We start from the raw sequence: 12,789 nt of genomic DNA, 5'->3' as shown, positions 1-12,789 counted from the left end.
AAAACAAACCAAGATGAGCCAAGCCAAGAGACTTAGCCCAGTACTTCAACCAGCTCGCCTTCTACCAAATGCATGCTAATCGCCTTATCAATGCGGACATTGACAAATTTACCGAGCAGTTCATCACTGCCACGAAAAATCACCGAACGGGTGTTGTCGGCTGTGCCATGCAGATAGCCATCTCGGCGGTTGGCACGCTCTTCGACCAGTACTCGCACGGTCTGACCGACCATCGCTCGGGTCTTGGCAAAGGTAGAATCCTTGATGACTTCCTGAAAAGTCGCCAATCGCTCTTTTTTGGTCTCAAAGCTGACATTATCGGGCAAATCGGATGCAGGCGTGCCAGGGCGTTTTGAGTAGATAAAGCTGTATGAATGGTCAAAATCTAACTCTTTGGCAAGATTTAGTGTATCGGCAAAGTCTTCATCGGTCTCATTAGGAAAGCCGATGATAAAGTCGCTAGATAAGTGCAAATCAGGGCGAATGGCTTTTAACTTATTGATTTGATTGATATAAATGTCAATGGTGTGATTGCGTTTCATCGCTTGCAAAATGGCATTAGAGCCAGATTGGACAGGCAGGTGCAAATGCGAGACGAGTTTGGGAATGTGGCGATAAGCGTCAATGATGTCATCGGTGAACTCTAAGGGGTGGCTTGTGGTGTAGCGAATGCGTTCAATGCCGTCAATGTGGGCGACATAGTGCAACAGCTCGCTAAATCGGCAAATCGTGCCGTCATCTTTTTCGCCCCGATAACCATTGACGTTTTGTCCCAAAAGGTTAATCTCACGCACGCCTTGTTCGGCTAGGCTATCAATCTCAGCAAGCACGTCATCAAGCGGACGAGACAGCTCTTCGCCACGAGTATAAGGCACGACACAAAACGAGCAGTATTTTGAACAGCCTTCCATGATAGAGACGAATGCCTTATAGCCTTCGACCTTTGGCTCGGGCAAAAAGTCAAATTTCTCAATGCTAGGAAATGATACATCAACCACGCCAATGCGAGTTTTGCCGTTTTTGCCAGTGTTGGTATGCTCTACGTTCAACGCTTTGGCACGGGCGGTCTTGGCGGTCAGCTCATCATACATCTGGGGCAGGCGGTGCAAGGTCTGCGGGCCAAAAACCATGTCCACATAAGGGGCACGTTTTTGGATATTATCGCCTTCTTGGGATGCCACACAGCCCCCCACGCCGATAACCAAATGGGGGTTTTTGTCTTTGAGTTTACGCCAACGCCCCAGCTCGGAGAATACTTTTTCTTGGGCTTTTTCACGGATAGAGCAGGTATTCATAATCAGCACATCGGCTTCATTGATGTCATTGGTAACGATCATGCCATGACTGTCGCCTAACACATCGCCCATTTTTTGGCTGTCGTATTCGTTCATCTGACAGCCTTGGGTGGCGATAAAGACTTTTTTGGGGGCGGTTGGGTCTTTGGGTAGTTGTTCTAAGTGAGACAAATCCAACTGCGATAGCGTGGGGGCGTGGGGCTTGGTGTCGGTTTTGGGATTAAAAGTAGCAACGGTCATGGTTTTCTCCAAGGGTTTGCCAAATGGGGGGTAAAGGGACTATTATAGCATATGGCAGTGGTATTTTGGAAAAATATGGCTCGCTCATTTGCGGTTTGTTCTTTTTTAAATTGCCCAAATTACCAAATTACCAAATTGTCAAATTGCTAACTTTATCTATTTCATACTCATGCCTGTTTTGCATTCAACCAACTTGATATTTACCACGGGTTTGTGGGGACTGGCTCAGCACGCCCCTACATCCACACATCATTGAGCTTGTGGTAGTTTTGAAGTTTATTGGTGCACTCTGTCATAAAACTGTCATCAAACATTCACTAAGCTGTCATACAAATACGGCAAAATACGCACAGCGATTGTAAATTGCCATCTGCAAGCAGTCGCACCAATTTCCCCATTACATCGGAGTTTGTATGTCAGTTCAATTATCTTTTACTCATAAACTGCTTGCCCTAAGCGTGGCAGGCGTATTTGCCCTAACAGGGTGCAACCAAAACACCCCCGCCGAAGGCACGCCCATCGGTGCCGATGGCAAACCTGTCGAATCTGCCCCCACTACCACCGCCACCGCTCCTGCTGACGGACAAACCACCGCCCCAAGCACGGGCGAATTTGCCGAGCTAAAAATCACAGGGGCAGGGGCATCGTTCCCACAGCCCATCTATGCCAAATGGTCGGCTGATTTTAATTCTGCCACAGGTGGACAGGTCAATTACCAATCCATCGGCTCATCAGGCGGTATCAAGCAAATCAAAGAAAAAACCGTGGACTTTGGGGCGTCTGACGCACCGCTTACCGTGGACGAGCTAAACGCTGATGGGCTTATCCAGTTCCCAACCGTGATTGGCGGTGTCGTGCCTGTCATCAATGTTGATGGCGTGAGTGCAGGGCAATTAAAGCTAGATGGCGACACGCTTGCCAAGATTTATTTGGGCAAAATCACCAAATGGAACGACCCTGCCATCACCGCCCTAAACGAAGGCGTAACCTTGCCTGACGCCAACATTACCACCGTGTTCCGCTCGGACGGCTCAGGCACGACCTTCAACTTCACCGACTATCTCACCAAAGTGTCGCCCGACTGGGCAAGTGCAGTTGGCGTGGACAAAGCGGTCAAATGGCCAACGTCCGCCACAGGCATGGGTGGTAAGGGCAATGACGGCGTGGCAAGCTATGTGGGGCGTGTCAAAAACTCCATCGGCTACGTGGAATACGCCTTTGCCAAACAAAACAACATGGCTCACGTCTCCTTAAAAAATGCCCAAGGCGAATTTGTCCAGCCATCGGCAGACAGCTTTGCGGCGGCAGGCGACATTGACTGGTCGGCAGAAGCAGGCTTTAACAAAGTGCTGACCAATTCAGACACCAAAGGGGCATGGCCGATTGCGGCGGCGACCTTTATCATCGTCCACAAAAATCCCCAAAACCCCGAACAAGTCAAGGGCGTGCTTGAATTCTTTAACTGGGCGTATGCCAATGGCGATGATTCTGCCAAAGCCTTGGATTATGTGCCATTTAGCGATACGGCAGTTGGCTTGTTTAAGGCAAGCTGGGCAGAAGTCAAAGGGGCGGACGGTCAGCCGTTGTTTAATAAATAATGTGAATAAAAGTAAGGGCGGATATTTTCGCCCTTATGCCAAATTAAATTGGGTTAATCAAAAATATATAAATCGCAATTTAAAATAATTTGGAACTCGTAATGTTTTAAATGAGCTATAAAATATAGTTGTTTAATTTCAAAATGCACCAATGGGCGTGTGCAACACGCCCCTACAAAGGCATTATTTAAAAAATGTGGAATTGGTGCAAATTGTGGTTAATTCACTATAATTTAATATCACACAGGGCGAATGTGATTGCCCCTATAATTTTATAAAGTGATGTTAATAAAAATAGCCAATTTTCCAAATTATTTTGCATTACTAGGGCGTGTTGAACTTTTGTATTTGCAATGAAAAATGAGAAAAATCGCACGTTTTTCAAGGAAAAAATGCAGGCTGATAGTTATTCTATCAGACAAGTTTTTGACGAGGAAAAACAAGATTTAGCCATTTTTCATGCAAAAACGATTAGTTTATTTCTAAAACATTTCTATATTGTAAATAGTGTTATAAAGGTTCAACACGCCCTATTTAAATAAAGTTTACTTTAAAAATCAAAAGGTCAATCATGACAACACACACCGCCCATGCCGATAGCCTAAAAGGGCAATTAAACAAACAAAAAAAGCTAGACGCCATCTTTGTGCTTGCCACCAAATTTTTTGCCCTGCTTGTATTGTTGTCGTTGGGCGGGATTTTGGCATCGCTTGTTATCGGGGCAATCCCAAGTATGCAAGCCTTTGGCTTGGGCTTTTATACCAGTAGCGAATGGAATCCTGTGTCGGGTGAGTATGGGGCGTTGGCTCCGATTTATGGCACGCTTGTTACGTCATTTATCGCCATTTTGATTGCCGTGCCAGTGAGTTTTGGCATTGCGGTGTTTTTGACCGAGCTATGCCCAAAAATGCTCAAAAAGCCCCTAGGCATCGCCATTGAGCTTTTGGCAGGTGTGCCGTCTATCATCTATGGGATGTGGGGCTTGTTTGTGTTTGCTCCGTGGTTTGGCGATAAGGTTCAGCCGTGGCTCATTGAGCATTTGGGCGGATTGCCTGTGGTTGGTACGCTGTTTAATGGGGCTCCCATGGGCATTGGGCTGTTTACCGCAAGCCTTGTCCTTGCCATCATGATTATCCCCTTTATCGCTGCCACCATGCGAGATGTGTTCGCTGTTGTGCCTGACCTGCTAAAAGAATCCGCCTATGGCGTGGGGGCGACCACATGGGAAGTCATGACCAAAATCGTCCTGCCTTACACCAAAGCAGGCGTGGTTGGCGGTGTGATTTTGGGACTGGGGCGTGCTTTGGGCGAGACGATGGCGGTAACGTTTCTTATCGGCAACACCTTTAACATCACGCCCAGTATGTTCGCATCAGGGGTGTCCATCACGTCCGCCCTTGCCAATGAATTTGCCGAAGCGTCCAGCGAGCTACATTTATCATCGCTTCTGCATTTGGGTCTTATCTTATTTGTCATTACCTTTATTGTGTTGTCAATTTCTAAAATTATGCTCATGAAAATTGATAAAAAGGCAGGGAAATAAGGCGATAGATTAAAGGTAAGTTTTTAATTTTAAATAAATGTATTTTAAATAAAATTGTAAGGGCAATTTATTCGCCCAAATAAATACACCACCAACCCCAAAGGTTAAAAGAAGGTTATCATGACCACACTCACGCAAAGCAAACCAACTGCCCCAACGCCCAAATTCCATGAGCGGATGAATGGCACGTTGTACCAAAAACGCAAATTCAAAAACGCCCTTGGCATTGGTTTTACCATGTCAGCGATGGTGTTTGGGCTGTTTTGGCTTGTTTGGATTTTGATTACGCTGTTTTCTCGTGGGGCGACAGGCTTTATGGAATTGCCCATTTTTACCGCCAACACTCCGCCCCCTGCCACCGTGGGCGGTCTAAAAAACGCGATTGTCGGCTCGGCAATGCTTGCCTTTTCGGGGCTGTTTATTGGCACGCCTGTGGGGCTGATGGCAGGGATTTATTTGGCGGAATTTGCCGATAATGATGGCAAATTTGGGCGGACGCTTGGCGGTGTTACTCGTTTTTTAAATGACATTTTGCTGTCCGCTCCGAGTATCGTCATCGGTCTGTTTGTCTATGCTCTTATGGTGTCAGGCGGTCGGGGGTTTTCGGGTTGGGCAGGGGCGGTTGCTTTGGCTCTTATCGTCATTCCTGTGGTCGTGCGTACCACCGAGAATATGCTCGCCCTTGTGCCAAATGCCCTTAGAGAATCCGCCTACGCCCTAGGCACGCCCAAATATAAGCTCGTGGGACACGTTACCCTAAAATCCGCCAAAGCAGGCGTGATTACAGGCGTACTCCTTGCCTTTGCCCGTATCACAGGCGAGACCGCTCCGCTACTGTTCACCGCTTTAAATAACTTGTATTTTAGCATGGACATGAGTCAGACGATTGCCAATTTGCCAAATACGATTTATCAATTCTCCATGAATCCTGATATTACTTGGAATAAATTGGCGTGGTCGGCGGCACTCTTGATTACCCTTGCTGTTTTGTCATTAAATATCTTGGCAAGATTTATTGGCGGTAAGGAATATAAATAAGTATTTTAAAATTTAGCATTGCTTAATAAAGATACATTTTAAAAATTGGACGTGTAGGGGCGAATCACATTCGCCCAATTATCAAAATTCAATAAAGGGCAAATTGCAATTTGCCCCTACAAATCCACCCAAAGGTAGATTGAATTAACAATACCAAAAGTTTAATTATTCATTAGGAAAAATCCCATGTCAGCGTTATTAGAAAAACCCACCCAAACCCACACTTCATTTACCAATCATCAGGCAGATTTTATGACCCTAAATGCCCCCATTGTGGATAACCATACTCGCCAAACTGATAAAGTCATCGTGCCAAAAATGTCGGTGCGTGAATTGGACTTTTATTATGGCGATTTTAAAGCCCTAAAAGGCATCAACTTGGACATTGCCGACAAAAAAGTAACCGCCTTTATTGGGCCCTCAGGCTGTGGCAAATCTACCTTACTTCGCACGTTTAATAGAATGTATGATTTGTATCAAGGCATGAGAGCGGACGGGCAGATTATCTTAGATGGCGAGAATATTTTGGATAAATCGGTGGACGTAAACTTACTCCGTGCCAGAGTAGGCATGGTGTTTCAAAAGCCCACGCCTTTTCCGATGTCCATTTATGACAATGTCGCCTTTGGGGTAAAACTGTATGAAAAACTCTCAAAGTCGGAGATGGACGACAGGGTGGAGTGGGCATTAAAAAAGTCCGCCCTATGGAATGAAGTCAAGGATAAGCTAAAAGCGTCAGGGCTGTCCTTATCAGGCGGACAACAGCAACGCCTATGTATCGCCCGTGCCGTGGCAACCCGTCCCGAAGTCTTGCTACTTGATGAGCCAACGTCCGCCCTTGACCCGATTAGCACAGGGGCGATTGAAGATTTGATTGATGATTTAAAAGAAGATTATACCATTGCCATTGTTACGCATAATATGCAACAAGCGGCACGGTGTTCTGATTATACCGTTTATATGTATTTGGGCGATATGATTGAAATGGGCGAGACCAAAGAGATATTTACCAACCCCAAACAAAAAGCAACCGAAGATTATATTACAGGGCGGTATGGTTGATTTGTTTTTAGTTAAATGCTGATTATAAAAAGTTAACTTTAAAAATCATTTTTGTTAAATGATTTTTTTAAAAAAGACAATAGACTTTCTGCAAAACCCTGAATTAAAGAAAACCGTTCGTGGTGAGCTATGCCTGCCCATAACGGTTTTCCGCCACCCGCAGGCATGGCTCAGATACCATGATACCCCACCTAAGTCAATGGTTTTTTAAGTATCTGGTATCTAGTATCTTACAAACTAACTTAAAGATACTTGTTGCTCAAAGGATGTTTGGGTTTTGATAACACCAAAACAGATATGTACCAATTTACGCATACAAGCACATAAGGCTTGCATTTTGGTTTTACCGTTTTGTTGTAATCGTTCATAAAATGCCTTAATGGTGCTATTATAACGAATGGCACTCATTGCAGACATATACAGCTTAGCACGCAAAGAGACTTGCCCTTGTTTGGACAGTTTGGTTGCTCCCTTAAAGACACCTGACTGTCTTTGTTTGGGTATTAAGCCTAAAAACGAAGCCATCTGTGAGGCTTTTTTAAATTGTTTGGTATGTATTAAGCATACCACTTCTTTGGCAATAACAGAACCAATGCCGTCAATGGTTTCAAGTAAGGTTTTGTCTTGCTTTAAACTTGGTTGTTTGTCAACAAAGTCATCAATGTCTTTGGTGAGTTTGGCAATTTCCTCTTGAAGGACACTGATGACTGTTTGCATGGATGCTTTAACCAAATCGGGCAGATTGGGTGATAAGAGCAACTCTTGTCGGTTTTGCTCTCGTTGCAAATCTTCTTTGAGTGCTTCTAAGCGAGCCAATAGAGCTTTTAGCTGTTTGGCTTCAATGCTAGGTGCTACCCAAACCTCAGGCTTGTGGCTATAACCATACCTTGATAAAATAATGCTGTCTTTTTTATCAGTTTTATGGATTACCCCCAAACTGTCTGCAAATTTGCGGACATAGTTAGGATTGACAATGCTTTGCTTGATATTATTATCATCAAGAAACTCACTTAGGTGTTCATGATAAACCCCTGTTGCTTCTAGGATGATGTGTAGCTCATCAAGATGATTGCTGACATTGGTTTTTAACCAAGCAAGCAGTAAATCAAAGCCTGCTTTGTTGTTGTTAAAAACCTTGGTTTTTACTTTATTTGTGCTTGGGTTTATAAATGCAACATCAAACTTTGCTTTGCTGATGTCTATGCCAATATAGTGTATCATCTGTCTCTTGCCTTGTTTATGCAGTGTCTGTTTTAATAAACGCACTTAGATACCATTCAGAGTTAAGATGACAAGCAAAGGACACCATCTGAGCACCAGTGTTAAGACACTAAGGGCGAACCCGTGTTCTCTTTGCTTGTATAACCCAACAACATTCTAGCAGATAATCTAGGTTTGGTGTTGGGTTGATACAAGGGCGAACGGAAAACTGGTTTTTTAGGAAGTTTAATTGACAATTTTAATAATTTTTAATTAAAATTTGGAAAAAATAATGGAAAAACACACTTCAAAATCCTACGACCACGAATTAACCGTTGCCAAAGAATTGCTCCTAACGATGGGCAATTTGGCAATCAGTAATGTCGGTAAAGCCATCAAAGCCCTATCCGATGGCGACAAAGAGCTGGCACGGGCGGTCATTGAGTCAGACAAGACAATCAATGACTATGAAAGACAGCTTGATGACAAAGTGGTCAAACTTGTCGCCATGCGTCAGCCCACGGCGGTGGATTTGCGGTATATCATGAGCATGAGTAAGGCGGTGATTGACCTTGAACGGATTGGCGATGAAGCAGTAAAAATCGCTCGCATTGCCCTATATGACACGCCCATTCATGCCAATGTCCACACCCTTGCCGACAATGTGCGTATGATGACGCTGGACGCTTTGGAAGCCTTTAATAATCACGACAGTCGTTTTGCCTTTGATGTCATGCAGATGGACGAGCTTGTTGATAGCGAGTATGGCGAACTGTTGGTGGCATTACAGGACAAAGATGAGATAAAGTCGTCCGAGATTATGCACACGCTGTGGGTATTGCGAGCGTTGGAGCGGGTGGGCGACCATGCCCGTAACGTGGCGGAGCTTGTCATCTATACCAGTAGCGGTACGGACATTCGCCATAGCGAGATGAGTGTGGTGCGTGATGTTGTGGGGGAGTAGGGTGGTTGCAAATAGTTACCCACTTTTGTGATGTTTTGTGTTATTGTTATAGTATTGTTATTTTTTGGCAATGCCCTATATGGGCTGTTGTGTGAATTAAGGATAACCCATGCCTACCATTTTAATCGTTGAAGACGAACCTGCCATTAACGAGCTGATTGCCACGACGTTACAGATGGCGGATTTTGAGACGGTGTCGGCGTATGATGTCAAGACGGCTCATCGTCAGATTGTGGACGCTCGCCCTGATTTGATGATATTGGATTGGATGTTGCCCCAAGGCACATCGGGGGTGGATTTTTGTCGCTTGCTCAAAAAAGACAGCAGTACCGATGACATTCCTATCATCATGCTGACCGCCAAAGGCGAAGAAGACAATAAAGTACTGGGGCTGGACGCTGGGGCGGATGATTATATGACCAAGCCATTTAGCACCAAGGAGCTGGTTAGCCGTGTCAAGGCGGTGTTACGCCGTAGCATGCCAACTGATAAAGTGCTGAGCGTGGGCGAGCTGTGCCTTGATGACAAAAGTCAGCGTGTCTCGGTCGCTGAGTCGCCTGTGGCGGTCAGTAGCACCGAGTATAAGCTGTTAAAATTTTTCATGACCCACCCTGAGCGAGTGTACAGTCGCAGTCAGATATTAGACCATGTGTGGGGTGGTAATGTGTACATTGATGAGCGTACCATTGATGTGCATATTCGCCGTTTGCGTAAAGTGCTTGCCCCGCATGGCGTGGATGGGCTGATTCAGACGGTGCGTGGGACGGGTTATCGGTTTTCTAATCAATGATTAATAAAAATATTTTAAAAATCAAAATGATATAACAAAAGCAAGGCAAGTTTCATGTTGGACGATAAAGGGCTTGATAAGAAGGGGCTTGATAAGACAGACACGACGGCAGATGTTGTCGGTCGGTCATCGGCTATCAATGCAAAGGCTGTCAATGCAAAGTTAGACACAGCCCCTGATTTATCCGATGATTTTTATCAGATATTAGAATCATCCGATGACATGCTGATGATATTAGATGAACACGAACGCATAGTGTGGCATAACTCATCGGCACTGTTTATCTTGACCGCTTATGTGGATAAGCCGATTATCGGTGCTAAGGTGTCATCGCTGATTTTAAATCATGAATTTTTGGAAAAATTCCCTGACATTTTTCATGCCATTTATCAATCTGCCAAATCGGCTAATCCAACCAACCAACCCAACCCAACCAATACCGCCAAATCCACCAAACAAGCCTTTGAGTTTTTTGGGCAGATTTACCGTGGCGAGATTTATAAGGTTACACTCGCTAGGATTAATAACGCCCATAACCACGTGCTTTTGACCGTCGCCAATCACACCTACATTCATCATCTAGAACAAATGAGAACCGACTTCGTGGGTAACGTGTCGCACGAAATGCGAACGCCTTTGACGGTGCTGATGGGTTATATTGAGACATTCTCAAACGCCCCGAGCCTAGAACCCAAATGGCAACGGGGCTTTGCCTTGATGAGCGAGCAAGCACGGCGGATGAACAACTTAGTCAATGACCTGCTCATGTTGTCACGACTAGAACATGATGACAGCGAGCAACAAGTGGCGGTGGACATGCCCCGATTGCTCATGCAGGTCTTTGATGACGCCCGTGCGACCAACAAAGAGTTCGGGCATTTGCTAGACATACACCTAGACACCGAGCGTCATGTGCTGGGCATTGAGAAATATTTATACAGTGCCATTTTAAATCTTGTCATCAACGCCATGAAATACACGCCCACGGACAGCACCGAGACAGGCAGGCAGGGCGAGATTAGCATTTTGTGGGAAGAGACGTCAGATGGCGGACTGCTAAGCATTGCTGATAATGGCATTGGCATTGAAGAGACGCATTTGGCACGCCTGACCGAGCGGTTTTATCGGGTTGATAGTGGGCGTTCTCGTGCCACGGGTGGGACGGGGCTTGGGCTTGCCATTGTCAAGCATGTCCTGCACAAACATGGGGCAAGTCTGCACATCGATTCGGTGTTGGGTCAAGGTTCTACCTTTAAAATCCTATTTCCCAAAGAGCGATTGGTTTGATGATTTTAAAATTGGGCGTGACCATGATTTAGGGTTTTTTAAAAATATGTTAAAAGTGTATTAAAAATGGGTGTGCAGATATTGATAACACCAAATTTTAAAAGCTTTTTTTGATTTTAAAATTAATCTGACAATTTTATCACTTTTTATCCACTTAGCCACACAGCCAAAGGACAGTTATGTCAAGTATCATCGATGATGAACTCTTATGTGCCATTGATTTGGGGTCAAACAGCTTTCACATGGCAATCGCCTATGTCAAAGATGGCGAGCTAAAAAAAATTGCGTCCATGTCCGAAAAAGTCCAACTGGGGGCAGGGCTAGATGAGCAAGGTCATTTAAGTGCCGACGCCCAAGAGCGTGGACTTGCTTGCTTGTCTCGCTTTATGGGTCGCTTGGATAATGTGGCAGGCGAGCGTTTGCGTGTGGTTGCGACCAACACCCTAAGGCAAGCGATCAACAGCGATGAGTTTATCGCCAAGGCAAATCAGATTTTGCCTTGCCCCATTGAAGTCATCTCAGGGCGTGAAGAAGCTCGCCTTATCTATCTGGGCGTGGCGAACACAAACCCTAGTGATGAACTTCGGTTTGTCATTGACATCGGTGGTGGTTCAACTGAGCTTATCATCGGGCAGGGTGGTCATTCGCTCCTGACCGAGTCGGCACAGATGGGGGCGGTGAGCTTTACGCAGAAGTTTTTTAAAGATGGCGTGATAAATGATGAAGCCTTTGGGCATGCCATGCGTTCTGCCAAAAAAGAGATGGCTCAGCACATTAGACGCTATCAGAAAATGGGCTTTGAGCGAGTGATTGGCTCATCAGGGACGATTAAGGCGGTGCTGGGGGCATTGACGGGGCTTGGGCTTATCAAGCATGGACTGATTACCAAAGGGGCGGTATTGGCTCTAAAACAGCATTTGATGGATGTTGGGCATATTGAGCATATTGACTTACAAGGGGTCAAGGCTCATCGTAAGGCGATTTTCCCTGCTGGCGTGGCGATACTGCTGGCGGTGATGGAAGCCTTTGGGGTCAAGGCGATGAGCTACTCTGATGGGGCTCTTCGTGAAGGGGTCATGTATGACATGCTCTCACGTTTTGACAGCAATGACGCCCGTGATGGCGGGGTGATGAAGCTCATTGATAAGTTCAATGTGGACAAAAAACAAGCCAAGCGAGTCGCTAAGACCGCCCGTTTGCTCTTTGATGTCGCCCAAGAGCCACTGGGGTTAAACCAAAACGACCATGACCTGCTCAGACGCTCGGCACTGTTGCATGAGATTGGCATGAGTATCGGGCATAGTAGCTATCATCGCCACAGTGCGTATATCTTGGAGTTTGGCGAGATAGCAGGGTTTTCGCAGATGGAGCAGACCAGACTGGCAGGCATGGTGCGTTATCACCGCCGAAAAATCACCGCAAACGACCATAAGGCATTGATGGGCATCAGCACCGACAGAATGACCAAGCTGGCACTACTACTGCGTTTGGCGGTGGCGATTAACCACACTCGCACCGACATCCAAAAGTCTGACATCAAATTCACCCTGCACAGTCCGACGCACTGGGTGCTGGACATGCAAAAAGAGAAGCTGTTCACGGGGCTGGTTGATGAGATTGATAACTTTCTGTCGTGGGGCGTGACTTTGGATGTGCTAAGTCGTTGATTTATTTTTAAAAATTTAAAACGGCTAAAATTTTTTGAATTTTTTTTTAAAATTTTTAAAAAAGTGCTTGACGTCTGCCAAAAATCCTATATAATACGCACCCAT

Annotated in this window: 11 protein-coding genes; 8 read left to right on the top strand and 3 right to left on the bottom strand. The window is 45.5% G+C overall.

From position 1 onward, the window contains the following. Positions 1 to 32: 32 nt before the first annotated feature. Positions 33 to 1,535: a tRNA (N6-isopentenyl adenosine(37)-C2)-methylthiotransferase MiaB gene (gene miaB / locus AAHK14_RS02890; protein ID WP_065256229.1), complete on the bottom strand. Its 1,503-nt coding sequence runs from the start codon at positions 1,533 to 1,535 to the stop codon at positions 33 to 35. 413 nt (positions 1,536 to 1,948) lie between these two features. Between miaB and pstS the strand changes: the two genes are divergently transcribed. From pstS to pstB, 4 genes are all read left to right on the top strand, one after another. After that, complete coding sequence (pstS, locus tag AAHK14_RS02885) at positions 1,949 to 3,133, top strand: phosphate ABC transporter substrate-binding protein PstS (RefSeq protein ID WP_065256228.1); 1,185 nt, start codon at positions 1,949 to 1,951, stop codon at positions 3,131 to 3,133. A 571-nt stretch (positions 3,134 to 3,704) separates the two neighbouring features. Beyond that, the gene (gene pstC, locus AAHK14_RS02880) at positions 3,705 to 4,676 is read left to right on the top strand and encodes a phosphate ABC transporter permease subunit PstC (protein ID WP_065256226.1); all 972 of its coding nucleotides are present in this window, start codon (positions 3,705 to 3,707) and stop codon (positions 4,674 to 4,676) included. A 177-nt stretch (positions 4,677 to 4,853) separates the two neighbouring features. After that, positions 4,854 to 5,714, top strand: coding sequence for a phosphate ABC transporter permease PstA (pstA, locus tag AAHK14_RS02875; RefSeq protein WP_156065145.1), 861 nt, complete (start codon positions 4,854 to 4,856; stop codon positions 5,712 to 5,714). Between the two features lie 318 nt (positions 5,715 to 6,032). Next, positions 6,033 to 6,776: a phosphate ABC transporter ATP-binding protein PstB gene (gene pstB / locus AAHK14_RS02870; RefSeq protein WP_228144561.1), complete on the top strand. Its 744-nt coding sequence runs from the start codon at positions 6,033 to 6,035 to the stop codon at positions 6,774 to 6,776. A 38-nt stretch (positions 6,777 to 6,814) separates the two neighbouring features. On the opposite strand, the gene AAHK14_RS02865 is transcribed toward pstB, so the two are convergent. Next, positions 6,815 to 6,943, bottom strand: coding sequence for a hypothetical protein (locus tag AAHK14_RS02865; RefSeq protein ID WP_346818224.1), 129 nt, complete (start codon positions 6,941 to 6,943; stop codon positions 6,815 to 6,817). Between the two features lie 70 nt (positions 6,944 to 7,013). Continuing rightward, a complete protein-coding gene (locus AAHK14_RS02860) occupies positions 7,014 to 8,042 on the bottom strand; it encodes an IS110 family transposase (protein WP_083108321.1) in 1,029 nt (342 codons plus the stop codon). 226 nt (positions 8,043 to 8,268) lie between these two features. Between AAHK14_RS02860 and phoU the strand changes: the two genes are divergently transcribed. The 4 genes from phoU (at position 8,269) to AAHK14_RS02840 (ending at position 12,684) form a co-directional block, all read left to right on the top strand. Then, on the top strand, positions 8,269 to 8,940 hold the full coding sequence (phoU, locus tag AAHK14_RS02855; RefSeq protein WP_062500552.1) for a phosphate signaling complex protein PhoU: 672 nt from the start codon (positions 8,269 to 8,271) through the stop codon (positions 8,938 to 8,940). Between the two features lie 109 nt (positions 8,941 to 9,049). Further along, a complete protein-coding gene (phoB, locus tag AAHK14_RS02850; protein ID WP_065254922.1) occupies positions 9,050 to 9,730 on the top strand; it encodes a phosphate regulon transcriptional regulator PhoB in 681 nt (226 codons plus the stop codon). A gap of 54 nt (positions 9,731 to 9,784) precedes the next feature. Then, on the top strand, positions 9,785 to 11,017 hold the full coding sequence (locus AAHK14_RS02845) for an ATP-binding protein (RefSeq protein WP_065254923.1): 1,233 nt from the start codon (positions 9,785 to 9,787) through the stop codon (positions 11,015 to 11,017). 179 nt (positions 11,018 to 11,196) lie between these two features. Continuing rightward, a complete protein-coding gene (locus tag AAHK14_RS02840) occupies positions 11,197 to 12,684 on the top strand; it encodes a Ppx/GppA phosphatase family protein (RefSeq protein WP_065254924.1) in 1,488 nt (495 codons plus the stop codon). The last annotated feature ends 105 nt before the right edge of the window (positions 12,685 to 12,789 follow it).

The organism is Moraxella sp. K1664 (assembly GCF_039693965.1).
In the GTDB taxonomy this organism is placed as follows: Bacteria; Pseudomonadota; Gammaproteobacteria; order Pseudomonadales; family Moraxellaceae; genus Moraxella.
This window is presented reverse-complemented; position numbering and strand designations above follow the sequence as displayed.